Genomic DNA, 23,911 nt, shown 5'->3' with positions numbered 1-23,911 from the left:
TTACCCCGTAGAGTGAGTCAGTTGACGGTAAACCTGCATGGTTTGGGCGGCAATAGTATCCCAGTTATAGCGTGCCAGGTATGGTTGGTAGTCTGCGGCGGGCAGATTGCTGCGCTGGGCGATTTTTTCCGCCAGTTCTGCAACGTTACCGACCCGGAAATACGCGGCGTTCTCCAGCCCTACTTCAAGGTTAGCCGGAATATCGCTGAGGACGACCGGCAGCGAGTAAGACATGGCTTCCAGCAGGGCGATCGGCAACCCTTCATGGTAGGACGGCATCACGAACAGGCGCGCCTGCGCAAACACCGCCTGTAACGCCGCGCCGCGCAGGAAGCCGGTCAGCACGACGCCCGGCGTGTCGCGCGCCAGCTGTTTCAGCTCTTCGCTGTAAGGCGTGGCATGGTCGGCGTCGCCGACCAGCACCAGCGGGAACGGAACGCCGGACTGACGCCAGGCGGCGATCAGGTCGTGAAAGCCTTTTTCCTGTACGAAGCGCCCGACCGCCACCAGATATTGCCCCGGTTGCAGGGAAAACTGCGCCAGCGTGTCGCGCGCCATCGTGGCGTCCAGCGGCGCAGGCGGGTTGACGCCGTTGTAGATCAGGTGTGCGTCGTCCCGGCCATAGGCTTCAGTGATCAGGTGGTTGATCACCTGCGAAATAACGATCACCTCGTTGGCATATTTTACCGCCCAACGCTCCCCGGTCATCAGCGCCAGGCGTGCGATGTAGCCCCATTTCTGGCGATCATAGTCCGGTCCGTGATGGGTGAACACCACCTTCTTACCGAGCAGGCGCAGCAGCGGCACCACCAGCCCCGGCCCGACGGCGTGCACGTGCACCACGTCCGAGCCGTCGAAGCACGCGGCGAAGGCGGCCAGCACGGAATGGACGATGGCCTCCAGGGACTTTTTCTTCGGCGCCCAGATGGCCCGCGTCTTTACGCCCCGGTATTCTGAACGCCTGTAGTCCACGTAGGGGGAGCGGGCGATCACGCAGATATCCACGTCATTGTGCGCCTTAATGCGCGGGTAGAGATTCTGGCAGTGGGTTTCTACGCCGCCCAGTACATCCGGAATGCCGCGGGTGCCTAATACGGTGATTTTCTTAGTCATGAGCCGCCCCGTTTAACAGTTTCTGATAAAGCGCCGTCAGGGCCGTCATGTGGGCGCGCAGGGAATATTTATCCTGTAAGCGCCGGCGGGCGTTTTCTCCCATCGTGCGGGCCTTCTCCGGATTCAGGGCGAGATCGTCGAGGATCGCGGCCAGTTCCCGCGCGTTGCCCGGCTCAAACAGCCGGCCTTCAATGCCGTCGCGCACCTGTTCCGGAATTCCGCCGATGTTGCCGCCCACCACCGGTTTGCCGAACGCCATCGCTTCCAGCACCGACATGGAGCAGTTTTCATAGTATTCGGACGGCACGATCACCGCTCTGGCGTGGCGGATCAGGTTATTCAGCGCTTCGCCCTGCTGTTGATAGCCGAGGAACGCCGCCCGTGGAAAGCGGGGAGCCAGCGTCTGATAAAGCGGGCCGTCGCCGGCGATTTTCAGCGGCAGCGGGTGTTGCATCATTTCGTGGGCCTGCGCCAGGGTGGCGACGCCTTTCTCGCGGCTCAGGCGGCCGATAAACAGAAAATAGCCGTCATCGCGGGTGTCGCCGGGGGGTTGGGTGTCGTCGATGCCGTTGACGATGACTTCCACCGGCACATCCGTGATTTTGCGCATCAGTTTTCCGCGCAGGAAGGCGCTGGGTGAGACGATCGCGTCAAGTTTGTGGTAGTTACGCGCCAGATCCTGCCAGGCCGCCTCCAGTGAAAGCAGCAGACTTTTGCCGGCTGACCCTTCCTGGCAACGGTAGCGGAACGCGTTGAAAACCGAGCCTTCGAGGCAGGCTTCGCACACGTGGCCGTCGCGCAGCATGGTGTAAGACGGGCAGACGATTTTGTAGTCGTGCGCGGTCAGCACCGTTTTACAGCCGAAGCGGCGGGCAATGCCGATAATGGACGGCGTCAGTTGGTGATAAATATTGTGGAAATGCACGATATCGGGCCGTTCCTGCAGCAGCAGATCGTTAAACTTGCGGCAGGCCTGGGCGTTATGGATGAAGTTCAGCGCGGTTTTCAGCTTACCGAACGGTCCGCTGTCGCCGTGGTAATCGACGTTATCGACGAACCAGGCGGCGTAGTCCGAGGCCGCGTTTTTCTCGTGGCGCATGGAAAAGTCCACCACCGCAACGCCGGCCGCTTTTAAGCGGTCGCGCTCCTGAAAATAGACGGTTTCCGCGCCACCCTTGATGAAGAAGAACTTGTTGACCAGCAGGACCTTCATTTTTCCACTCCCTGCCTGTAGACGACTTCACTCTCCGGCGGCTGCAGCGGATCGCGCAGCGGCGTGAACAGACCGCGGATCAGCCCGGCGGAGAAGGCCGCCAGATTTACCACGCTGTGTAATCCGGCGATCAGCGAGCGGTTCTTCACCGCTTTCAGCAGGATGAACAGAATCAGCGGCAGCAGCACGATCGCGAACGCCGCGCCGTGTCCGCTTACCAACGCCAGCAACAATGCCAGTAAGTAGAGGGTGAAAATGGCTTCGTTGCGGGTGATCTTCAGGGCGTCCCTGAACCAGGGTTTGCCCCAGGCGCTGCGCAACAGCTCGCCCGGCCCGCTCAGAAAACGGCTGCGCCAGCGATAGCGCAGCATTTGCAGGGTCGGCATGGCGTGGGAGGTGTGGCTGAAATAAGGCACGTCGAGACGGCGCAGCTTATAGCCTGCCTGGCGCAGGCGGATGCCCAGCTCCGCTTCCTCATAGCCGTGCAGGCCGCGATGGGTCAGGTAGCCGATTTTCTCGATGGCGCTGCGCCGGTACAGGCCGCCGCCGCCCAGATGGTCGGTGTCGCCCAATGGGTAAATCTTGTGTAACCGCTGTTTGCGCGATTTGAATTCATAGTTCGAACCCTCGTCCATCTGCACGGAGCCGGCTACGCCGGCGTAGTCCGGGTGCGTCTGAAGAAACGCCACCGCCGCGTCGAGAAAGCCATCTTCCAGCTCCATGTCGCCATCCATCAGCAGCAGATAATCCCCCTGGCTGTGCAGATAGCCGAGCTGGTGGCCGACGCCGCAGCAGCGCTCCTGCGGATGCACCAGCGTAACGACCGTCGCGCCTTTCGCTCCGGCCAGCTCACGGGTGTTATCCGTGGACAGGCTGTCCGCGACGATGATCTCATGGGGGTACGCCGTTAGCTGACGCCGGATGCTGTCGATCGTTTTTTCGATCCCCCTGGCCTCATTAAAGGTCTTAATGCTGGCGGTTATGAAAGGAAGGTTACTCATACACTCTCCCGATAGAATGGTGGACGGTACGCCGGATCACCAACGCGAAACCGCTCACCAGGTAAAACAGAAATTGCAGCAGGGGAATAATCATCAGCGTCTGGCTGTAGGGCAGGCTGAGCAGGCAGGCGATGAGGAAAACGTTAAATGCCGGCGCGTAGCTGAGCAGGCGGAGATCGTCCTGATCCAGCTGCGCGGTGGTTAACAGCGGACGCGGCCAGGTGATACGCACGATCCACAGGATCAGGCCGATGAACAGCAGCGTCCCGATCAGGCCCACCTCCCAGAGCAGCATGCTCAGCGAGGTGGAATCCAGCACCAGGCGGAAAATCAGGTTCAGGTAGCCGGGAGAAACCGCGCTGCCGCTGTTGGTGGCGTTCAGTCCGTAACCGAACAGCATGCTGGGAATGCCCCACATGTCACTGTGTTTGGCCCAAAAGAAGAGGGTGGTCATACGGCCCAGTTCGCCGGTGGCGGCCATGATGTAGTTGGTATCGAAAATATAGTCGAGCGAGTCGAGGAAGATACTCAGGGAGCTTTTACCCGCTTCCGCGCCGAAGGCCGAGGAGTAACCGGCGGCCAGCACCATAATCGCCACGGCGATCAGCCCGCTCATTACCGCGGCGATGATCAGCAGGGTTTTCAGCGTTACTTTACTGACGCCCTGTACCCAGGACGGCATGCTCCAGACCAGCGCCAGCAGAAACGGCGACAATAAAATGATGAACTTCACCTCGCCGACGATGCACATTGCGAAGCCCAGCGCGATATGGAGCGCGGTGGAGCGGTAGGTGGTGACGCCGTGCTTCAGCTCGGACAGCTTCATCAGCATAATCAGCAGGCAAAACATCCCCATAACCGCAGTATTGCCGCCGCCCATCGGATCGCCGCCGAAGGTGCCGACCACCGAGTCCCATTTTTCGTCTTCGCCGCGTACCGCCACGCGCTGCGGTAACACGAACAGCACCTGATAAATCATCACGGGGATCTGGGCATAGAAAATCCAGTACAGGCTGCGGCTGATGCGGTAAATCTGCGATTCCCGGCAAAAGCCGAGCAGCAGGCAGAACATCACCAGCGACATCGCCACTTCGTTTTTAAAGCCGACGATGGTGACGGTAATACCGCCCTGCAATACCGTGGAGATCAGCGCCAGCGCCAGGAAACAGAGATAAATCACCAGCACCATCATTTCCGCCAGATCCAGCGCCAGCGGCTCCCGGCGGGTTTGCATCAGCAGGAAGCCGGTCATGACGAACGCCATCACCACCGGCAGCCACAGCACCGCCGCCACGCCGGTGAAGTATTGCACCAGCCCGCAAAAAACCAGGGTAATTACGGTGTAGGCCTGAAGCCAGACGGCGTTGTTCATCGTCATAGGCCGGTTTCCTGCCGCTGGTTGAGCTGGGTTGCGCGCCTGTTCATTTGTATCCAGATAAACAGATAACGGATCAGCGTCAGGACGGAAAAGGTCAGAACGGCGATGGCGTAGTCGTGGGTAAAGTAAGGCAGCGCCAGAAAGGCCAGCAGGACAATCGCCAGTTGTTCAACCTGAATACGCAGGAAATAGCGGTGCGAGCCGAAAATCAGTTCAATCACGGTCAGCGGGCTGACGGCCAGCGCGGGGAACAGATAGGGCAAAATGTAGCGGGAAGAGGGGATTGAGTCGATCCACTCCTGGCTGAAGCCGAGGCGCATCACCAGCGGGTAACAGATCAGCACGCCGAGAACGCAGATCACGCCCAGCACGAACAGCAGGGTGCGGATCTTTTTGTATTCCGGATAGTTAAACACCTGATTCCGAAAATCCATCGACCACTTGGAGAAGATCGAGTTGCGCACCGCGTTCCCGACGATCATCACCGGCGAGAGGCAAAAGCGCATTACCACGGAAAAATACCCTGCCGTCAGCGCCGAGAACCAGAAATTGATCAGCATGATCGGCAGGTTGTTGTTCACCATCGCCAGCACTTCCGCGCTGCCGACCTTCGCCAGATGCTGGCGGTGCTCGCGGAAAAACGCGAGGTTGCTGGCCGCTCCCCAGTGGGTAAGCCGCAGCGTACTGAAGCGGAAAGTGTGCAGGATGCAACCGCCGATCAGCACCAGCATGAATGCGGTCCACAGCCAGTAGAACCCGCCGGTGTGTGAAGTGATGAGCAGGGAGGCGATCACCACCACCGACACCATGATGCGCTGGAACACCAGAAAGCGGTAATTGCCGGTACGCAGGGAGAGGTTTTCCGCCACCAGCACCAGCGCGTAGCTCAGCGTCAGCAGGTAGAGGAAAACGACGTTTTGGTGGAACAAGCGGGCGGTCAGCGCCGCGTAAGGTACTGCGATGATCAGACTTTGCAGCAGGCAGAACACCACGTTGCGCGCCAGTTGTTCTTCGTCCGGCTGGCGCGGGATCAACAACTGTGAGGCGAAGGTGCAGATCTGGGCGCCGACCAGCACGATGCTGTAGATCAGCGAATAGGTTCCCACCTCCGCCATGCCGTATTTGTGGGAGATCAACCAGATCGACAGCGCGCCGATGAGCTGGGAGATCACCGATGATCCGGCTATGGTGGTGATGCTGCGCAGTAAGTTCATCGCGGATTCGCCGGCGTTATCAGTTCGCTGACCTGCCGGTTCAGCATGCGCAGCCCTTCCTGACTCTCCAGGTTTTTCTCATCCACCTGGTTCAGCACCGCGCCGGTGACCGTATTATGGCCCTGCTTCAGCGCGGCGAGCACCCTGAGCAGATCGCCCGCCTGTGAACGTCCGGCCTGCGCCACCAGCAGCACGCCGTCCGCCAGACGGCCGGTCAGCATGCCGTCCTGCGCCTGATGGAACGCCGGGCAGTCGATGATGATGCGCTGATAGCGCGCGCGCAGCGTTTGCAGCGTGGCGGCCAGTTGTTGTGAGGTCAGTATCAGGAGCGGGGAGCCGGACAGCTTGCCGCGCGGCAGCAGGGTCAGATTCTCACTCTGTTTGACCAGCACGCCATCCAGCGATGTATTTCCCTGGAGCACGTCGGCCAGCCCCACAGCCTGCCCGGCGGAAAGGCCGTGCTCGTTGACGTAGTCCATATCCACCAGCAGCGTCTGCTGGTCTGTGCTGAAAGACGCGGCCAGCGTTTGCGCCACCAGAGAACGGCCTTCTCCCTTCTCGGCCGAAATGATCGCCAGTACCTGCGGGGAGGGCGTGCTCAACAGCAGGTTGGTGCGGATGCCGTGGATGAGGTCGGCGCTGGCCGGATTGCTGAGGATGCGTTGCGCCAGCTGCCGGCGATCGGCGGAATCACCGAACTGTGGAAGCTCGCCCAGCGCCGTCAGGTTCAGGCGTTTCGCCAGCTGGCTCATGGCATTAAGCGTGTTATTCAGCGCTGCGCCGACGATCAGCCAGGCGAAATAGGCCAGCGTCACCAGCATCACGGTAATGATCCACAGCATGGTTTTGTTCGGCTTTGAGGGGCGCTCCGGCGCGACGGCGGGATCGGAAATCACCGCGTCCGGCTGGATCAGCGACACCGACAGCGCCTGTTCATGCGCGCGCTGATACAGCGTTTGATACAGCGCCTGGGTTTTCTCAAGCGCCGCCGCCATGGTGTTGTAGCGATCGCGTTTGCCGGCCAACTGCCCGAAGTCCGCTTTTTGCTGGTCGAGCATCGCCCGGTAGCGGTTTTCGTCATCCAGCGCGGCCTGATACTGCTGATGCGCGCCGCGCGCCAGCTCATTCAGCACCTGGCCGATCTGGCCGTTGACCGCGTTCACCTGCGCCTGGGCTTCCAGGATCTTGTCATGCTTCGGGCCGTAGCGTTTGCGCAGTTCGGCGAGGTTGCGGCGGGTCTGGGTCAGCGCGATACGCAGATCCTGGATCTGCGCGTGACCGGAAAAATCCGGCAGGGAGATAATGTCCTGTGGCGCATGCCGCGCCAGAGCCTGCCGCACTTCGTCATACTGTGACTGTGCGGCGATGCGGCGCTGGGTCGCGTCCGCCAGACGGTTGGTCACGATGCCCAGTTGTTCGGTTTCAAAGCCGTCCACGCCGCGGAAGGTCAGCAGGCCTTCTTGCTTCAGGAAGGCGTCGATGGCGGCTTTCTGGTCAACCATCTGTTGCTTCACGCGCTCCATCTGCTGCTGGTTGCCGCGTTGCGCTTCCTCCGTGGCACGGCGTTTCTGCGCCGTAGCGTCGTCGATGTAGGCCTGGGCGACGCCATTTGCCACCCGCGCTGCGGTTTCCGCCGATGGCGATTCAAACGACACGGTAATCAGCTGGGTATTGCGCACTCCGCTGACCGACAGCGCGTTGACCAGGTTTTTCAGGGTTTTCTCCCGGCGCTGCGCGGCGTTGGCGTCTGTGCATTGGGCGGCATCGAACCCGCCGTTGAAGGTCGGCTCCCGGTCCAGCCCCAGTGCCTGAATCGCCTTCTCCAGCACCACGCGTGACTGCACGACGGAATACTGCGTCTCATAGAAGTCGCTGCGTGTGGAGTCGTAACGGCTCAGCTGCGGCAGCGGCGTCGCGTCGTCCGGCAGGGCTTTGATCATCAGCGTTGACGTGGCGACGTATTTCGCGGGGATCAGCCGGATCAACGGATAGGCGACCAGCGCGGTGACCAGCGCCACCAGCGCAAGACGCCAGATTCTTTTCCGTATCTGGCCGGTATACCGGGAGAACTCCACGACGTTCTCCCGTTTTTTCCCTTGCTCTACCATAGATAGTTTCATATCAGAAGAAGCTCATGCCGACGATGACGGTGTCTCCGGGATGCACGGAATGACGGAGATCGACGTTTTCCAGTAATTCATTGCTGCCGGACAGCCGGATGCTGAGGTCGTGCTTATCCGCGCGATCGGTAAAACCGCCGCCCAGCGCCAGCGCTTTCTCCACCGTCAGGCCGGGCTGCCAGGCGTAGCCGTCCGGTTTTTTTACTTCGCCCAAAATGAAGATGTTACGGAACTGGCTGACGGTCACGGTGACCATCGGGTTTTGCAGATAGTCGCCGCGCAGGCGGCGGGTGATTTCGGCGCTGACCTCTTCCGGCGTTTTTCCGCTCAGCCGGAGCTGGCCGATGTAAGGGAAGGTGATGGTGCCGCCGTTATCCAGCATGAAACGCATGGTCATATCCGGCTCGCCGGCCACGACGATGTTGACCTGATCGCCTTCTCCCAGCCAGTAGCGGTTGTCTGCCGACGGCGTGTCCATCAGCGGCGTGGGGGAACTGCAGGCGGTCAGCATGCCGCACAGCAGTAGAAAAAGCGTCCGAGTTAAGTTCTTCACGTTAAATTTGCACCCTGGCCGTTAGCATAATCATTTGGTTGTCGTAGCCCAGCGTTCTGTCCACCTCGCGCCCGTAGTCCGGGCCAATGTAGAACGCGTCGGTTTTCTTGTTGGAGCGCATCGTATCCATCTGGTATTTCATCTCGACATTGACTGACGGGCGGAAGTCATAGCTCGCAGACAGCGTCAGCAGCCCGTCTTTATCCTTGCGGTTGTCCGCCTGCTTTTTGTAATCCTCTGTAACATAAGAGTAATCCACCGTGGTGGAAAAGCGATCCACCCACCAGTGGTGGGTCCATGACAGCCCGTACTCCGTGACCTGGATATACCCGCCCGCTTCGGAGGGGTCTTTGATGCGCTGGGCGCTGTGCAGCGCGACCGTGGAGTAATCCAGCGGTTTCCATTCCGCTTTGATATCCCAGTTCAGGCCGCTGAAGTCCTGCGCATTCGGCTCATTGATGAAGGTCTTGTAGAGCCAGGAAACGTTGGCGTCGACGCTGGTTTTCCCGGTGAGCTGCGACTTAAAGCCGTACAGCAGGTAGTATTCGTTGCTGTCTTTGAGCGAACTGGTTTCGTAACGCCGCTGGTTAGTGATGAAGCTGTAACGAAAGCGGGTGGTTTTGCTGTACATATCAAACAGTTCAACCACCAGGCTCGGTTCGTGCCACTCCTGATCGCGGATGTAGTTATAGAAATCGGTATCCGCGTCGCGCACCTCGTCAGTGTTGCCGAAGCGGAGTTGTTTATAGAGCAGGGCGGCTTCGGCTTTACCGCGCCCTTCCGGCGCGCCGAAGCTGTAGCGCAGCTCGCTGCTCAGAAAGCGCGTCTTCAGCGGCGAATTGACGCCGAAGGCGCGGAACTGTTCCGGCAGAAAGCCTTCGGTGATGCCGCGCCCGCGGTTTTCATGGCCGAGCGTGTCTTCCATCGTCAGGCTCAGGCCCTGCATCTGCCCGTAACGCCACTGGCCGGCGAAACGGAAAAAATGGTCGGCGTAGTTATCCGCGCTGGCCTGGTTGTAGGCCCGGTAGTCCCCGGAGTACATCAGCTGGTAGCGGTCTTCGCCGCGCTCGCCGAGGGCGCGGAACATCGGGTTGACGCTCTGAAACGCGGAGCTGGTTTCATTGCGCGACCAGGGCTGATAGGTCACGTTGCTGACCTGACCGTAACCGGCGCTGATCTGCCCCTGAAAATCGATGCCGGCGATACCGGTGTGCGACTTCGGGACGGGGAGCGCCCATGCCGGAGGCATTGCCGCAAGACCGGCGGCCAGCAGGACGCTAGTATGCGTTTTCACCCGTAAAACCTTTGGTTATGGTGCTGAAAATGATCTTCAGATCCAACCACAGCGACCAGCCCTGAATGTAGTCGATGTCGTATTGCACCCGCTTTTCCATTTTGTCGAGGGTATCGACTTCGCCGCGGTAGCCGTTGATCTGGGCCAGGCCGGTAATGCCCGGTTTGACCTTGTGGCGGATCATGTAATTCTCGACCAGCTTGCGGTACTCCTCGTTGTGCGTGACCGCGTGGGGACGCGGCCCGACGATCGACATCCGCCCCTGCAGCACGTTAATGAACTGCGGCAGTTCGTCCAGCGATTTGCGGCGCAGAAATGAGCCGAAACGGGTGACGCGCGGGTCGTTTTTGGTGGCCTGTTTCACCACGTCCGCATTTTCCATGACCCGCATCGAACGGAATTTATAGACCGTGATTTTCTGGCCGCTCAGCCCGTACCGATCCTGCCTGAAGATGACCGGCCCGCGCGAGGTGAGCTTGATGCCGATCGCGATGAGCAGCATGAGGGGCGTAATCAGCAGCGTGATGATACCGCCGAGGATCAGATCCTCCGCGCGCTTGATGATGGCGCCGCCGCCGTCGAACGGCGAGCTGAGAATGCTGACCGCCTGCATGTTGCCGATCATGCGTATTTCGGTGGTGTGCGTGCTGTAGGAATACAGGTCCGGCACGATGTAGGTATTTACCGTGGTGTCCGACATTACCAGCAGGAAATAACGGATACGTTCGACCGCCGCCATCGGCAGCGCAATGTAGATTTCGTCCAGCTCGCCCCGGCGCGCTTTTTCCAGCAGATCTTTCACCTTGCCGCGGTACGGCGCGCGGGTGAGGTAGCCGAATCGGTTGGGTTCACGGTCGTCATAAAAGGCCAGATCGATCTGCTCTCCGGCGTACTCCTTCAATAACTCCCGTTCGGCCGATAACCCGGCCGGCGTCAGCCCGACGATGGCAATCCGGATGACTTTCTGCTTAAAGCGTAAAAATAATACCAGCCGGATAAGCAGCACGGTTAATAGCGGAATAAGATAAAGCCAAAGCAGGGTCGGAAAAGGGTTATCGTCCCATTCGCCGGGAAAGCGGGCATCGGCGAAATAATTCATGAATAGACGGATCATCTCCATTATTATGAAGGTGAGTAATATCGCTCCGCCTAAACGTAGGAATTCTCTAACTCGCAGGGATTTTATCCGATGGGTATATAATCCGGTATATTCACCGATCAGCAGAAAGACAACGGAAAATAACAGGCTGAACGGGATCGCGGTATTATGAAAACCGTAGGGAAATAAATAAGATATGGTGATAACCGACAGATTTATAAATAAAAAATCAATGAACTTTGCCGCGACCGGGTACCCGCTCTGTCTTATTCTGAGTCGATGGTTAAGCATGCTTTATATTATCCTGCAATCAGACTTTTCTGCGCGTGATATGCTATTGGGGATCATCGATCCATCGACGTGACTTACTGGTAATCCGGTTTTTTTAGCGCTATTAACGATAGCATCCGCATTGTATAACACTGCTGCGATAAAACAATGCGAAATTAATAAAATTATATGATGATTCCCATGAAATAAATAATTGTACTAAGATAATTCTAATGCTGGGGGTAAGTATAGCAGGGGATGCATATAACACTAATCGGCTGTTTTACATCGCAGAATTTAAAGCAGAGATGGGGGCAGGGCCACCCCGGCGCCGTTCAGTCAGGACGCCAGGGCGGCTTGGGGAGGGCTATTTTCCTGCCAGCTCTTCCACCAGCGGCAACAGGATTTTTACCGTGTCGCGCGTGCGGGCTTTAATCCGGCCCGGCAGGTGCTCGTCCAGATATTTCAGGTTGTCGTACTGCGGCTTATGCCAACTGCTGCCGCCGGGGAATTTGCCGGTGTCGGAGGTTTGCTGATAGCCGTCGCCGCGGCCGGTGTTCCAGTTGCTGGCCTCCACGGACAACACCGGAATGTCGGCGTTATCGAACGGAACCTGATCGGAGCAACAGCCTGTTCCTTTGGGATAAGTGGTGTTATGGCCTTCGTTGACGGAGGCGGGAATGCCGAAGCGCTTGGCGAGGGCAATGGCGCGGTCGCGCGTTTTACCTGCGACCTCGTGAGTGGTTTTTTTCCCGCTGTGGAAATAGAGGCGATCGCCGGTGATCACGGCGTCGATATTAATGACAAGCTGCGTGTTGCGCTTTTCTTCGCTGCTCATCCTGCTGATGTAGTCCGCCGCGCCTTTGTTGCCGATCTCTTCGCCGCTCAATACCAGAAAACGCAGGGTCGCATTCGTTTTGACGTTACGCAGGCGCTCCGCCAGCTCCAGCAGTACGCCGACGCCGGAGGCGTTGTCGTCGCTGCCCTGCAGGGTCAGGCCGCCCAGATTTTCGTTAACGTCGCTGTCGCTCATCGGCGTGTAAGTGTCGAGATGGGCGGTGATCAGGATCTGCTGATGCGTGTTGCCGGGTTTGACGGCGATAACGGAGGTGCCCGTAACGTTATGCCAGTTTTTTTTCCCGTCGTCGGTGGTGTAGAGGTAACGGGTTTTGAAGTCGCGCAGGTCGCTTTGGTAGCCCATTTGCTTAAAGCGCTGATTGATGTAGTCCGCCGTCATCAGCTCTGCCGGGCTGCCGGCCATTCTGCCCGGATAATACGTTGAGATATGGCGTAATTCCTGCTCAGCGATAAATCCGATGGGGCGATGGGTCTGGCTTGAAGACGTGGCATAAGCGGAAGTGAGAAGGCCCAGGCCGGCGATGGCGCAGCTCAACTTCAATAAATGACGAAAAAACATGGGTACGAAAAAGTCCTTTAGCGGAAACGTCGGGGTAAAACCTGGTCGGTAAGTATGAAACTTTGTTGAGAATTACACAATTAGGGGGAGGGGGAAATATGCGCTTATCGTGAGATTCGTATGACAAAGAATCCGGCATATTTGTATTTCCGGGCTCCAGTGATGCGCCAGGTTCCCTTTTGTCCGCCTTTGCCGCGTTGTTATCCGGGCATATTCTGTTCCGTTATTTCAAATTCCATTTCGTCATTTCATAAGCCATAACGGCGCGCCGTATAGTTCCCGTTACTAATTTGTAACAGCCGGGCAGACGTAAGGACCGATAATGGATAGCAAAAGACTCACACACCTGCGGCAACTGGAGGCGGAAAGCATCCATATTATCCGTGAGGTGGCGGCGGAATTTTCCAATCCGGTAATGTTGTATTCCATCGGTAAAGATTCTTCGGTAATGCTGCATCTGGCGCGTAAGGCGTTTTATCCCGGTACGCTGCCGTTTCCTTTACTGCACGTCGATACCGGCTGGAAATTCCGTGAAATGTATGAATTCCGCGACCGTACCGCCAAAAACTACGGTTGTGAACTGTTGGTGCACCGCAATCCTGAAGGCGTGGCGATGGGCATTAACCCCTTCATACACGGCAGCGCCAAACACACCGATATCATGAAAACCGAAGGGCTGAAGCAGGCGCTGAATAAGTACGGCTTCGACGCCGCGTTCGGCGGCGCCCGGCGCGATGAGGAAAAGTCACGCGCCAAAGAGCGCATCTACTCTTTCCGCGATCGCTTTCATCGCTGGGACCCGAAAAACCAGCGGCCCGAGCTGTGGCATAACTATAACGGCCAGATTAACAAAGGCGAAAGCATCCGCGTGTTCCCGCTCTCCAACTGGACCGAACTGGATATCTGGCAATACATCTATCTGGAAAATATCGAAATCATTCCGCTTTATCTGGCGAAGCCGCGCCCGGTGCTGGAGCGCGACGGCATGCTGATTATGGTTGATGACGATCGGATCGATCTGCAACCGGGTGAAGTGATTAAGCAACGGATGGTGCGCTTCCGCACTCTGGGATGCTGGCCGCTGACCGGCGCGGTGGAATCGGAGGCCGCGACGCTGCCGGAAATCATCGAAGAGATGCTGATCGCCACCACCAGCGAGCGTCAGGGCAGGGTGATTGACCGCGATCAGGCTGGCTCGATGGAGCTTAAAAAACGTCAGGGCTATTTCTGAGGAGCGACACCATGAGCCAGGCAATTAATGACACTCTCGCCCGCCAGATCGCCGAACAAGGCGGGGTGGAAGCTTATCTGCAACAGCAGCAACACAAAAGCCTGTTGCGCTTCCTGACCTGCGGCAGCGTCGATGACGGTAAAAGCACCCTGATCGGGCGCCTGCTGCACGATACCCGTCAGATCTATGAAGATCAGCTCTCCACGCTGTACAGCGACAGCAAACGTCTTGGCACGCAGGGGGAGAAACTCGATCTGGCCCTGCTGGTCGATGGCCTGCAGGCGGAGCGGGAACAGGGCATCACCATCGATGTGGCCTACCGTTATTTCTCTACCGAAAAACGTAAATTTATCATCGCGGATACGCCGGGGCATGAGCAATACACGCGCAACATGGCGACCGGCGCGTCCACCTGCGATCTTGCCATTTTGTTGATCGACGCGCGTAAAGGCGTGCTGGATCAAACCCGCCGCCACAGCTTTATTGCGACGCTGCTCGGCATTCGCCATCTGGTGGTGGCGGTGAACAAGATGGATTTGCGCGATTATAGCCAGGACGTCTTCGAGCAGATCCGTCAGGAATACCTCGACTTCGCCGGTCAGTTGCCCGGCACGCCGGAGATTCGCTTCGTGCCGATTTCCGCGCTGGACGGCGACAACGTGGCGCGCCAGAGCGAGACGATGCCGTGGTATCACGGGCCGACGCTGCTGGAGATTTTGGAAACGGCAGACGTGGTGGATGACATCGCGCATCAGCCGCTGCGTTTCCCGGTGCAGTATGTTAACCGCCCCAACCTCGACTTCCGCGGCTATTCCGGCACGCTTTCCGCCGGCGTGATCCACGTGGGGCAGGAGGTGAAGGTGCTGCCTTCCGGGCAGACGTCTAAAGTCGCCCGCATCGTCACGTTTGACGGCGATCTGGACAGCGCGGTGCCCGGCGAGGCCATCACGCTGGTGCTGGAGGATGAAATCGACATCAGCCGCGGCGACCTGCTGGTTTGCGCACAGGCGTCGCTGCCTGCCGTGCAGTCCGTCCTGGCGGACGTGGTGTGGATGGGCGAACAACCGATCGCGCCGGGGCAGCGTTATGACATCAAAGCCGGCGGCAAAAAAACGCGGGCAAGGGTGGACGCCGTGCGCCACCAGGTGGACATCAATACGCTGGCGCAGCGCGACGCGGAGGCGTTGCCGCTCAACGGCATCGGCCTGCTGGAAATCACCTTCGACGAACCGCTGGTGCTGGATACCTATCAGCAAAACCATGATACCGGCGGATTCATTTTTATCGATCCGCTGAGTAACGTAACCGTCGGCGCCGGGCTGGTGAATCAGCGTCTGGAGCAACCGACGGCGGAAACTGCCTCTTACGGCGCGTTTGAGCTGGAACTGAATGCGTTGATTCGTCGCCATTTCCCGCACTGGGGAGCCCGCGATTTGTTGGCTAAAGGCGAATAAAACCCGTGAGCAGCGATAACAAAATTTTGCAAAAAGAAACCGTTCATTCCGATATTGTCTGGCACGCGCACGCCGTTGACCGCGCCGCGCGTGAGGCGCTGCACGGTCACAAAGGCGCGGTGCTCTGGTTTACCGGGCTGTCCGGCTCCGGTAAGTCCACGCTGGCGGGAGCCTGTGAGCAGGCGTTGCGCGAACTGGGTGTGAGCACCTACTTGCTGGACGGCGACAACGTGCGCCACGGGCTGTGCAGCGATTTGGGGTTCAGCGACGCAGACCGGCAGGAGAACATCCGCCGGGTGGGCGAAGTGGCGGGCCTGATGCTGGATGCGGGGCTGGTGGTGCTCACCGCCTTTATTTCACCGCACCGCCATGAACGTCAGAAAGTGCGCGATATGCTGCCCGCCGGCCGCTTCTTTGAAGTGTTCGTGGATACGCCGCTGGCGGTGTGCGAACGGCGCGATCCCAAAGGCTTGTACAAAAAGGCGCGCGCCGGGGAAATCACGAATTTCACCGGCATCGATGCGGTTTATGAGGCGCCGCTGCGGCCGGAGATCCACCTCGACGGCGAACAATTGGTAACAAATTTAACCGGACAAATGTTAGACGTTTTGCGGCAGCACGTTATTATCAAATCCTGACTTGTACACACGTCATCCTTCCGTTTGACCCTGCGGCAACAGCGCTGATAAACCCTGATTACAACGCGGTTTATCAGTGCGGAAATTCCGCGCCGGCGCAGGCTGAAAGGAGGCGTGTACAAACCTGGCCGGAGGAGGTTTCCGGTCTTGTTTTGCTGGTATAGGAATTGATTATGTTGTTGAACGCCGCCAACATACCTTCAGACAAAACCCGGCAGCCAGAGCGCGAAGAGAGTTCCTATGCGTTCACCGGCGGCGTACTCGGTTTTTGCTTTTACTGGCTGGCGTTCGTCATTCCTTTCTTCGTTTACGGGCTGAATACGCCCTTCTTCCTGCTCTATACCTGGCCGTTTTTTCTGGCGCTGATGCCGGTTTCCGTGCTTATCGGCATTGCGATTCACCGCCTGGTGTCCGGCCGCCTGTGGCTCAGCGTGATGCTGACCGGTTCGCTGGTCGTGCTGCTGTTCTGGCAGGTTTTCCTGATGCTGACCGGCTGGTAACCTGTTGCTTCCCCATACCCGGCGCCTGACTGTCCGGCCCGGCAGGCGTATTCTGCGCGGCGGCGGCTTTCAGTTTCTTACATAACTTTAACGGCATTGCTGTCGGGCATCCTATTTTCTTATGCTATGATGCGCAACTTGCCGCCCCCGCCCCCCGGCGGGAAAATAATGAACATTTCTGTGGTGACAGATGAGTAACTACCTGCATTTTCCGAGTTTTGATCCGGTCATCTTCTCCGTCGGCCCGGTGTCGTTGCACTGGTATGGCCTGATGTATCTGGTGGGATTTGTTTTCGCCATGTGGCTTGCCGTGCGCAGGGCGAAAAAGCCCGGCAGCGGCTGGACCAAAGACGAAGTGGAAAACATGCTGTATGCCGGTTTCCTGGGCGTTTTCCTCGGCGGACGCATCGGTTACGTCCTGTTTTATAATCTGCCGCTCTTCCTCGAAAATCCCCTTTATCTGTTCAAAGTCTGGGACGGCGGTATGTCGTTCCACGGCGGCCTGATCGGGGTGATTCTGGTCATGATCTGGTTTGCCCGCCGCACCAAGCGCACCTTCTTCCAGGTATCCGATTTCATCGCGCCGTTAATTCCGTTCGGCCTGGGCGCCGGGCGTCTGGGTAACTTCATTAACGGCGAGCTTTGGGGCCGCGTCACCACCGACACGCCCTGGGCGATGCTGTTCCCCAGCTCGCGCAGCGAAGACGTCGTACTGGCGGCCGGCAACCCGCAATGGCAGGAACTGCTGAACCAGTACGGCGTGCTGCCGCGTCACCCTTCCCAACTGTATGAAATGCTGCTGGAAGGCGTGGTGCTGTTCATCATCCTGAATCTGTTTATTCGCAAGCCGCGGCCGATGGGCAGCGTTTCCGGCCTGTTCCTGATCGGCTATGGCGCGTTCCGTATTATCGTTGAATTTTTCCGCCAGCCGGACGCGCAGCTCGGCCTGTTTGAAGGCATCAGCATGGGGCAGATCCTGTCGGTGCCGATGATCGTTATCGGTATCATCATGATGGTCTGGGCCTACCGCCGTCCGGCACAACAAATTTCGTGAGGTGACATGAAACAGTATCTGGATTTAATGAGGAAGGTCCTGGCTGAGGGTACGCAGAAGGCCGACCGTACCGGTACCGGGACGGTATCTATTTTTGGACATCAGATGCGTTTCAACCTGCAGGACGGCTTTCCGCTGGTGACGACCAAGCGTTGTCACCTGCGTTCCATCATCCATGAGCTGCTGTGGTTCCTGAAAGGGGAAACCAACGTGGGCTACCTGCACGAAAACAACGTGACCATCTGGGATGAGTGGGCGGATGAGAACGGCGATCTTGGCCCGGTTTACGGCAAACAGTGGCGTGCCTGGGGCGCGGCGGACGGGCGTCAGATCGACCAGATCAGCGAAGTGATGCGCCAACTGCGTCAGGACCCGGATTCCCGCCGTATCATCGTATCTGCCTGGAACGTCGGCGAGCTGGACAAAATGGCGCTGGCGCCCTGCCATGCGTTCTTCCAGTTTTACGTGGCGGACGGCAAGCTCTCCTGCCAGCTTTATCAGCGCTCCTGCGATGTTTTCCTGGGGCTGCCGTTCAATATCGCCAGCTATGCGCTGCTGGTACACATGATGGCGCAGCAGCTGGATCTGGCGCCGGGCGATTTCGTCTGGACCGGCGGCGACACGCATCTGTACAACAATCACATGGAGCAGACGCAGCTTCAGCTGAGCCGCGAGCCGCGTGCGTTGCCGAAGCTGGTGATCAAACGCAAGCCGGACTCCATTTTCGATTATCGTTTCGAAGACTTTGAGATTGAAGGTTACGATCCGCATCCGGGCATTAAGGCTCCGGTCGCGATATAACCGTTGCGGCGCGCGGGTTCTCCGCGCGCCGTTCTTGCGAACCTCCGCGCAATTTTTCCGTTGCGTGATGTAATTCCCCCTCTTCTTTGCGTAAGACGCCGGACAATCCGTTACGGGCGCTTTTGCTCCGTTTTATTCCTGAGTAGGCTTGCCGCATCTGAATAACGGGCGCGGAGAACGACAATGGCTGCCGGTTTACATCACCGGGGTTTTACCCTTACAGAAACGCTGCTGGTCATTCTGCTGCTGGCCATGATGGCGGTGCGCGGGCTGAGCGGCTGGCGTGACTACCGTCAGGCGCTGCGGCTTGAGCAAAGCGGACGGCAGCTGCTGGATTTTCTTGCCCGTCAGCAGCAGCGCGCCAATCTGGAGAACCGTTCTCTGAAGCTATGGGCGAAGGACGGCAAAGCGGGATGCCTCGGAGTGCAAGATGAGGCTGAACCGCGCTGTGAGCCGGGTCTTTCCCGCTTTTTGCCGCCATACGACGGCACAGCGTTGTCGCATCAGTTCAGCAACGATGCCGGTTTTTTCGGCGTGCGTAATACGGCGCAGGCCGGGCACGTTCAGCTGAGCAACGGCGCGGGAAGCGTCAGGGTGGTTTGGTCCGGACAGGGGAGGCTACGCTTATGCGCTCAGGCGCGGCGTTTACTCAGCATCGCCGTCTGCTGAGCCGGCGACAGCAGGGCGCGTTGCTGGCAGAAATGCTGGTGGCGATGTTGCTTGGCAGCGTTGTAATGCTGGCCGCTTCGCGCCTGCTGGTGACGCTGCGTGCAGGACATATTGCGCATGAGCAGCGTGTGCGGCTCGAAGAAGAGGGCGCGCGGGCGTTGGGGCGGATAGAAAAGGATCTGCGCCGCGCCGGTTTCTGTGCTTCCGGCTGTGATATGCCGTTGCCGCGGGTAGACGCTTTTCCCGGGGAAGCGGGGGCTTCCTGCGTCATCATTTATTATGATCTTAATGCCGACGGGCGGCTGGATACGGCGGGAGGGAGCGGTGAGTCCTTCGGCTACCGGTTACGCGCCGGCGCGCTGGAAACACAGCGTGCGGTAACGGCGTGCGGCGGGACGCAGTGGGAGAAAATCACCGATGAACGCTCTGTTACGGTGACGTCATTCCGTGTGGAAGGGCGCGCCGGGTTTTATGTGCTGCGGCTCGGGCTCAGGCTGAACGGAAGCAACCAGACGGCGGCGTTGGTCAGGCTTGTACTGGCGGAGAATCTGCAATGAGCCGTGCTTTGCACGATCAACGGGGGAGCGCCGTCCTGCCGGGCGTGCTGGTGATTCTGACGCTGGCGCTCATGATGCTGGGCGCGCAGATCCCGCGCGATGATGCTTTGCGGCGCAGCAGTATTTATGAAAGGCATGGGATGATAGCCCGGCAATATGTGCAGTCAGCTCTTGAACAGGGGGCGGGAATGGCGTGGGCGCCTGCCGCCGCCTGGCAATGCCGGGCCGGAACGCTGCCGGCGCAGGTTTGCGTCAGGCTTTCCGGCCATAGCGGACGGGTTTTGATGCGGGCGCACGGCGCGCCGTTTGCGTTCGGTCCGCAGGTTACCCTGTTCCGCTACTTCGTGTTGCCGAAAACGAACCGGGCGGAAATCATGCAGCCATTGGCGCATAGCCGGATTGACTATTGCCCTGAGCCCAGGGAGGAGATGTGCCGATAATCAAACAGCAGCAGGGGATTGCGTTGATTGAGGTGATGCTGGCGGTGTTTTTGGCTGCCGCGGGTATTGCCGGATGTCTGCAATACCAGCAGTGGATCGCCCGTGGCCAGCTGCGTCAGCAGCAGGAACTAACCTTGTGGCGTAGTGCGTCTCAGCTGCTTGACGCCGCCTCCGGCGGGATCGCCGGGGAAACCGCAGTCCGGCTGTTGGCGTTGCCGCCGCAGTGGCAATCGCGCAGTTTCAGGCAACCGGCGGAGCGGGGCTGCGAACGGCTGACGGCTGAAGTTACGGCGCCGCTTAACCTGAAGGCGCGGATGGAACGGATTGTTTGTCCGCCGTAGCTGAATGCGGCGCGGACATGGTAACGTTAATGGCGTTTCTTGACCTGATGACGGATTTTGCATGTTCACTGTTTATCACTCCAATCAACTTGATTTGCTCAAACAGCTGATTGCCGCGCTGATTGAGGGCGATCCGCCTGAAAATCCGTTTGAAAATGAAGTCATCCTGGTTCAAAGCCCCGGTATGGCGCAGTGGTTGCAAATGCAGCTGGCGCAGGCGTTCGGTATTGCGGCGAATATCGCATTTCCCCTGCCGGCCACCTTTATCTGGGATCTGTTTACCCGGGTGTTGCCCGGAATTCCGAAAGAGAGCGCCTTCAGCAAAGATGCCATGACCTGGAAGCTGATGTGGCTGTTGCCGGAAATGATCGACCACGAGGTGTTCGCTCCGCTGGCGCATTATCTGCAGGATGATGACGATCGGCGTAAACACTTTCAGCTGGCGGCGCGCGTGGCCGATCTGTTTGACCAATATCTGGTATACCGCCCCGAATGGCTGCAGGCATGGGAGCGGGGCGAAACCGTTGAAGGGCTGGATGATGCACAGGCCTGGCAGGCGCCGCTGTGGGTGGCGCTGCGTGACTATACTGAACGTCTCGGTCAGCCCGGATGGCACCGCGCCAATCTGTATCAGCGGTTTATCGAAACGCTGGAGAAGGCTTCCGTTTGCCCGCCCGGCTTGCCGCGCCGGGTGTTCATTTGCGGAATTTCCGCCCTGCCGCCGGTGTACCTCGACGCCCTGAAGGCGCTGGGCCGCCATATCGACGTCCACCTGATGTTCACCAATCCTTGCCGCTACTACTGGGGCGATATTCAGGATTATGCGTTTCTGGCGAAGTTACAGAGCCGCAAGCGGCGGCAGCGTCATGTGCAAAACCTGCAATACGACGCGGGCGAGGCGGAGCAGTTTCGCGATCCGGCGACGGCGGCGCAGTTGTTCAGCGCAGACGGCGAACAGGATCTCAGCAACCCGCTGCTGGCCTCATGGGGGAAGCTGGGGCGCGATCATTTATACCTGCTGGCGCAGCATGAGCCGCAGGAGATCAACGCCTTTGTCGATCTCGAAAGCGACTCCCTGTTGCACCGCGTACAGCGCGATATTCTGGAGCTGGAGGATCACGCGCAGATCGTCGATCGCCCGGAGCGCCTGGAAGGCAGCAACGGCAAGTTTACGCTGGAGAAAGACGATCGCAGCATCAGTTTCCACGTTTGCCACAGTCCGCAGCGGGAAGTGGAGGTTTTACACGATCGCTTGCTGGATATGTTCGGCGCCGATCCGTCGCTGACGCCGCGCGATGTGATCGTGATGGTGGCGGACATCGACAGCTATACGCCATTTATCCGCGCGGTGTTCGGCAACGCGCCGGAGGAGCGTTACCTGCCATTCGCCATTTCCGACCGCAGCGCCCGCCAGGTGCATCCTGTCATTCAGGCGTTTCTGGCATTGCTGGCGCTGCCGGACAGCCGCTTTACCTCAGAGCAGGTGCTGGCGCTGCTGGAGGTTCCGGCCCTGGCGGCACGCTTCGCCATTGATGAAGCCGGCCTGCGGCGTTTGCGCCAATGGGTGGACGAATCCGGTATTCGCTGGGGATTGGATGACGACAACGTCCGCGAACTGGAACTGCCCGCCACCGGCCAGCATACCTGGCGCTTCGGGCTGACGCGCATGTTGCTGGGGTATGCGATGGACAGCCAGTACGGTGAGTGGGACGGCGTGCTGCCCTATGATGAATCGAGCGGCATGATTGCTGAACTGGCCGGTCATCTGGCGGATTTGCTGATGCAGTTGCATCATTGGCGCCGGGAACTGTCCGGTCAGCGCATTCTGGCGGAGTGGTTGCCGGTATGCCGGGAGATGCTGGCGTGTTTCTTCGTGCAAACGGCAGAGATCGAACCGGTGCTGGTGTTGATTGAGCAGCAGTGGATCAAGGTGATTAATTACGGCCTGGATGCCGCTTATCCGCAACACATTCCCCTGACGATCCTGCGTGATGAACTGACCTCGCGGCTGGACAATGAACGGATCAGCCAACGTTTTCTGGCCGGGCCGATCAACTTCTGCACCCTGATGCCGATGCGTTCGATTCCTTTTCGCGTGGTGTGCCTGCTCGGGATGAACGACGGTATTTATCCGCGTACCCTGCAACCGCTTGGCTTTGACCTGATGGCGGGCAACGTGCGTAAAGGTGATCGCAGCCGGCGCGATGATGACCGCTATCTGTTTCTGGAAGCGCTGATCTCCGCGCAGGACCGGCTGTACATCAGCTATATCGGGCGGGCGATTCAGGACAATGCGCTGCGTTATCCCTCCGTGCTGGTCAGCGAGCTGATGGAATATATCGCCCAGAGCCACTGTCTGCCCGGCGATGAAACGCTGGATGCCGACGGCAGCGCTGCGAACGTCATGCGCCATCTGCAAATCTGGCATCCCCGCGTGCCCTTTGCGGCAGAGAACTTCATTCCCGACCCGGACACGCAAAGTTACGCGGCGGAGTGGCTGCCCGCCGCGCGTCGTGACGGCGAGGCGCATCCCGATTTCGCCCGCGCGCTGAGCGAACCGGTGCTGGATACGCTGTCGCTGGAGGCGCTGATGCGTTTTTACCGCCATCCGGTGCGGGCATTTTTTCAGATGCGTCTTGGGGTGAGCTTCATTCTTGAGGAAAACGAACTGCCGGATGAGGAACCTTTTACGCTGGACGCGCTCAGCCGCTATCAGCTCAATTATTTGTTGCTGAATCAGCTTATTGAAGGGCGCGATCCGCAGGCGCTGTTCCGCCGTGTCCGTGCGGAGGGGAAATTGCCATATGGCGCCTTCGGCGAGCTGTACTGGCAACAGCAGCAAAAGGAGATGGAAAGCGTTGCGCAGCGGGTTCTGCTTCATCGTCAGGCGTCGCGCAGCCTGGAAGTCGACTGCCGGCTGGAGGGGATTCACTTTACCGGCTGGCTGCATCAGGTACAGGACAACGGCCTGCTGCGCTGGCGTCCCGCGTCGCTGAATGCGGTTGACGGCATGTTGTTGTGGATTGAGCACCTGGCTTATTGCCTGAGCGGCGGCGAGGGAGAAAGCCGCGGATTCGGGCGTCAGGATTCCGCGTGGCATTTTGCGCCGCTGACGCCGGAAGAAGCGCGTCAGGCGTTGATTCCGTTAATCGAAGGGTATCGCCACGGAATGACGGAACCTTTACTGCTGCTGCCGAAAACCGGCTGGACGTGGCTCAGCAACAGCTTCAGCCAGGAAAACGGCGGCATTGACTGGAGCGAAGAAACGCAGGAGAAAGCCCGCCTGCGTATGATGCTGGCCTGGCAGGGCGATCAGCGTATCGACGGCGAGGGCGCCGATCCTTACATTCAGCGGGTGATGAGGGTGATGGATGAACATCGGCTGGAGGTGATTCAGCAAAACAGCGTCCGTTTTTATCTCCCTTGGCTGGAGCGAAATTTGCCGGAATGAGATGATTTTTAGGAGAAAAAGTGGCGCGCAGTGTTGAGTGCGTTTGCTAAAGTATATTCTCTGGCATAACGTAACCGGTTGTGCTTTTCATTTTGTGTGCCGG

General features: G+C 58.8%; 21 protein-coding genes. 11 read left to right on the top strand and 10 right to left on the bottom strand.

The genetic code is table 11. The annotated features are described in order from the left end of the window. From C8D90_RS11740 to C8D90_RS11695, 10 genes are all read right to left on the bottom strand, one after another. Nucleotides 1–1,113 carry a glycosyltransferase family 4 protein gene (locus C8D90_RS11740; RefSeq protein ID WP_115458640.1) on the bottom strand — a complete coding sequence of 371 codons (1,113 nt, stop codon included), beginning with the start codon at nt 1,111–1,113 and terminating at the stop codon, nt 1–3. After that, nucleotides 1,106–2,326, bottom strand: a complete 1,221-nt coding sequence (locus C8D90_RS11735) for a glycosyltransferase family 4 protein (RefSeq protein WP_115458639.1) — start codon at nt 2,324–2,326, stop codon at nt 1,106–1,108. The genes C8D90_RS11740 and C8D90_RS11735 overlap by 8 nt, the downstream gene beginning before the upstream one ends. Beyond that, nucleotides 2,323–3,327, bottom strand: coding sequence for a glycosyltransferase family 2 protein (locus C8D90_RS11730; protein ID WP_115458638.1), 1,005 nt, complete (start codon nt 3,325–3,327; stop codon nt 2,323–2,325). Before C8D90_RS11730 ends, C8D90_RS11735 begins: the two co-directional genes overlap by 4 nt. Next, nucleotides 3,320–4,705, bottom strand: a complete 1,386-nt coding sequence (locus C8D90_RS11725) for a capsular biosynthesis protein (protein ID WP_115458637.1) — start codon at nt 4,703–4,705, stop codon at nt 3,320–3,322. The genes C8D90_RS11730 and C8D90_RS11725 overlap by 8 nt, the downstream gene beginning before the upstream one ends. Continuing rightward, nucleotides 4,702–5,919 (bottom strand): lipopolysaccharide biosynthesis protein, encoded by a 1,218-nt coding sequence (locus C8D90_RS11720; protein ID WP_115458636.1) that lies wholly within the window; start codon nt 5,917–5,919, stop codon nt 4,702–4,704. The genes C8D90_RS11725 and C8D90_RS11720 overlap by 4 nt, the downstream gene beginning before the upstream one ends. Continuing rightward, nucleotides 5,916–8,039 carry a GumC family protein gene (locus tag C8D90_RS11715; protein WP_115458635.1) on the bottom strand — a complete coding sequence of 708 codons (2,124 nt, stop codon included), beginning with the start codon at nt 8,037–8,039 and terminating at the stop codon, nt 5,916–5,918. Before C8D90_RS11715 ends, C8D90_RS11720 begins: the two co-directional genes overlap by 4 nt. A 1-nt stretch (nt 8,040) precedes the next feature. After that, entirely contained in the window at nt 8,041–8,550 is a 510-nt protein-coding gene (locus C8D90_RS11710; protein ID WP_221810487.1) for a polysaccharide biosynthesis/export family protein, read from the bottom strand. A gap of 43 nt (nt 8,551–8,593) precedes the next feature. Next, the gene (locus C8D90_RS11705; protein ID WP_115458907.1) at nt 8,594–9,841 is read right to left on the bottom strand and encodes an outer membrane beta-barrel protein; all 1,248 of its coding nucleotides are present in this window, start codon (nt 9,839–9,841) and stop codon (nt 8,594–8,596) included. Between the two features lie 28 nt (nt 9,842–9,869). Then, nucleotides 9,870–11,276, bottom strand: coding sequence for an undecaprenyl-phosphate glucose phosphotransferase (locus tag C8D90_RS11700; protein WP_115458634.1), 1,407 nt, complete (start codon nt 11,274–11,276; stop codon nt 9,870–9,872). A 346-nt stretch (nt 11,277–11,622) separates the two neighbouring features. Further along, entirely contained in the window at nt 11,623–12,672 is a 1,050-nt protein-coding gene (locus C8D90_RS11695) for an aminopeptidase (RefSeq protein ID WP_115458633.1), read from the bottom strand. Between the two features lie 322 nt (nt 12,673–12,994). On the opposite strand from C8D90_RS11695, the gene cysD reads away from it, so the two are divergent. The 11 genes from cysD to recC all read left to right on the top strand — a co-directional run bounded on the left by cysD (nt 12,995) and on the right by recC (nt 23,808). Further along, the gene (cysD, locus tag C8D90_RS11690) at nt 12,995–13,903 is read left to right on the top strand and encodes a sulfate adenylyltransferase subunit CysD (protein ID WP_115458632.1); all 909 of its coding nucleotides are present in this window, start codon (nt 12,995–12,997) and stop codon (nt 13,901–13,903) included. Between the two features lie 23 nt (nt 13,904–13,926). Beyond that, nucleotides 13,927–15,357, top strand: coding sequence for a sulfate adenylyltransferase subunit CysN (gene cysN / locus C8D90_RS11685; protein WP_115458906.1), 1,431 nt, complete (start codon nt 13,927–13,929; stop codon nt 15,355–15,357). 5 nt (nt 15,358–15,362) lie between these two features. Next, entirely contained in the window at nt 15,363–15,995 is a 633-nt protein-coding gene (cysC, locus tag C8D90_RS11680; RefSeq protein WP_230473010.1) for an adenylyl-sulfate kinase, read from the top strand. 176 nt (nt 15,996–16,171) lie between these two features. Beyond that, on the top strand, nt 16,172–16,495 hold the full coding sequence (locus C8D90_RS11675; RefSeq protein ID WP_376744965.1) for a DUF3561 family protein: 324 nt from the start codon (nt 16,172–16,174) through the stop codon (nt 16,493–16,495). A gap of 190 nt (nt 16,496–16,685) precedes the next feature. Further along, a complete protein-coding gene (lgt, locus tag C8D90_RS11670) occupies nt 16,686–17,549 on the top strand; it encodes a prolipoprotein diacylglyceryl transferase (protein WP_115458630.1) in 864 nt (287 codons plus the stop codon). 6 nt (nt 17,550–17,555) lie between these two features. After that, nucleotides 17,556–18,350: a thymidylate synthase gene (thyA, locus tag C8D90_RS11665; protein ID WP_115458629.1), complete on the top strand. Its 795-nt coding sequence runs from the start codon at nt 17,556–17,558 to the stop codon at nt 18,348–18,350. Between the two features lie 183 nt (nt 18,351–18,533). Then, nucleotides 18,534–19,019 carry a prepilin-type N-terminal cleavage/methylation domain-containing protein gene (locus C8D90_RS11660; protein ID WP_115458628.1) on the top strand — a complete coding sequence of 162 codons (486 nt, stop codon included), beginning with the start codon at nt 18,534–18,536 and terminating at the stop codon, nt 19,017–19,019. Further along, nucleotides 18,977–19,576 (top strand): prepilin peptidase-dependent protein, encoded by a 600-nt coding sequence (locus C8D90_RS11655; RefSeq protein WP_115458627.1) that lies wholly within the window; start codon nt 18,977–18,979, stop codon nt 19,574–19,576. Before C8D90_RS11660 ends, C8D90_RS11655 begins: the two co-directional genes overlap by 43 nt. Then, nucleotides 19,573–20,016 carry a DUF2509 family protein gene (locus C8D90_RS11650; protein ID WP_115458626.1) on the top strand — a complete coding sequence of 148 codons (444 nt, stop codon included), beginning with the start codon at nt 19,573–19,575 and terminating at the stop codon, nt 20,014–20,016. Before C8D90_RS11655 ends, C8D90_RS11650 begins: the two co-directional genes overlap by 4 nt. Next, nucleotides 20,007–20,357: a prepilin-type N-terminal cleavage/methylation domain-containing protein gene (locus tag C8D90_RS11645; RefSeq protein WP_115458625.1), complete on the top strand. Its 351-nt coding sequence runs from the start codon at nt 20,007–20,009 to the stop codon at nt 20,355–20,357. The genes C8D90_RS11650 and C8D90_RS11645 overlap by 10 nt, the downstream gene beginning before the upstream one ends. Nucleotides 20,358–20,418: 61 nt before the next feature. Further along, on the top strand, nt 20,419–23,808 hold the full coding sequence (gene recC / locus C8D90_RS11640; RefSeq protein WP_115458624.1) for an exodeoxyribonuclease V subunit gamma: 3,390 nt from the start codon (nt 20,419–20,421) through the stop codon (nt 23,806–23,808). The last annotated feature ends 103 nt before the right edge of the window (nt 23,809–23,911 follow it).

The organism is Enterobacillus tribolii (assembly GCF_003363015.1).
In the GTDB taxonomy this organism is placed as follows: domain Bacteria; phylum Pseudomonadota; class Gammaproteobacteria; order Enterobacterales; family Enterobacteriaceae; genus Enterobacillus; species Enterobacillus tribolii.
Note: the sequence above shows the minus strand (reverse complement) of the source record. Positions and strands in the feature narration are given on the sequence as shown.

What these genes read in the sequence shown, in the direction of transcription:
- C8D90_RS11715 (WP_115458635.1), bottom strand. Translation starts at nt 8,039, where the DNA reads ATGAAACTATCTATGGTAGAGCAAGGGAAAAAACGGGAGAACGTCGTG.
- C8D90_RS11740 (WP_115458640.1), bottom strand. Translation starts at nt 1,113, where the DNA reads ATGACTAAGAAAATCACCGTATTAGGCACCCGCGGCATTCCGGATGTA.
- C8D90_RS11725 (WP_115458637.1), bottom strand. Translation starts at nt 4,705, where the DNA reads ATGACGATGAACAACGCCGTCTGGCTTCAGGCCTACACCGTAATTACC.
- cysD (WP_115458632.1), top strand. Translation starts at nt 12,995, where the DNA reads ATGGATAGCAAAAGACTCACACACCTGCGGCAACTGGAGGCGGAAAGC.
- C8D90_RS11735 (WP_115458639.1), bottom strand. Translation starts at nt 2,326, where the DNA reads ATGAAGGTCCTGCTGGTCAACAAGTTCTTCTTCATCAAGGGTGGCGCG.
- C8D90_RS11730 (WP_115458638.1), bottom strand. Translation starts at nt 3,327, where the DNA reads ATGAGTAACCTTCCTTTCATAACCGCCAGCATTAAGACCTTTAATGAG.
- C8D90_RS11710 (WP_221810487.1), bottom strand. Translation starts at nt 8,550, where the DNA reads ATGCTGACCGCCTGCAGTTCCCCCACGCCGCTGATGGACACGCCGTCG.
- C8D90_RS11655 (WP_115458627.1), top strand. Translation starts at nt 18,977, where the DNA reads ATGCGCTCAGGCGCGGCGTTTACTCAGCATCGCCGTCTGCTGAGCCGG.
- C8D90_RS11700 (WP_115458634.1), bottom strand. Translation starts at nt 11,276, where the DNA reads ATGCTTAACCATCGACTCAGAATAAGACAGAGCGGGTACCCGGTCGCG.
- C8D90_RS11720 (WP_115458636.1), bottom strand. Translation starts at nt 5,919, where the DNA reads ATGAACTTACTGCGCAGCATCACCACCATAGCCGGATCATCGGTGATC.
- thyA (WP_115458629.1), top strand. Translation starts at nt 17,556, where the DNA reads ATGAAACAGTATCTGGATTTAATGAGGAAGGTCCTGGCTGAGGGTACG.
- recC (WP_115458624.1), top strand. Translation starts at nt 20,419, where the DNA reads ATGTTCACTGTTTATCACTCCAATCAACTTGATTTGCTCAAACAGCTG.
- C8D90_RS11650 (WP_115458626.1), top strand. Translation starts at nt 19,573, where the DNA reads ATGAGCCGTGCTTTGCACGATCAACGGGGGAGCGCCGTCCTGCCGGGC.
- C8D90_RS11705 (WP_115458907.1), bottom strand. Translation starts at nt 9,841, where the DNA reads ATGCCTCCGGCATGGGCGCTCCCCGTCCCGAAGTCGCACACCGGTATC.
- C8D90_RS11660 (WP_115458628.1), top strand. Translation starts at nt 18,534, where the DNA reads ATGGCTGCCGGTTTACATCACCGGGGTTTTACCCTTACAGAAACGCTG.
- C8D90_RS11695 (WP_115458633.1), bottom strand. Translation starts at nt 12,672, where the DNA reads ATGTTTTTTCGTCATTTATTGAAGTTGAGCTGCGCCATCGCCGGCCTG.
- lgt (WP_115458630.1), top strand. Translation starts at nt 16,686, where the DNA reads ATGAGTAACTACCTGCATTTTCCGAGTTTTGATCCGGTCATCTTCTCC.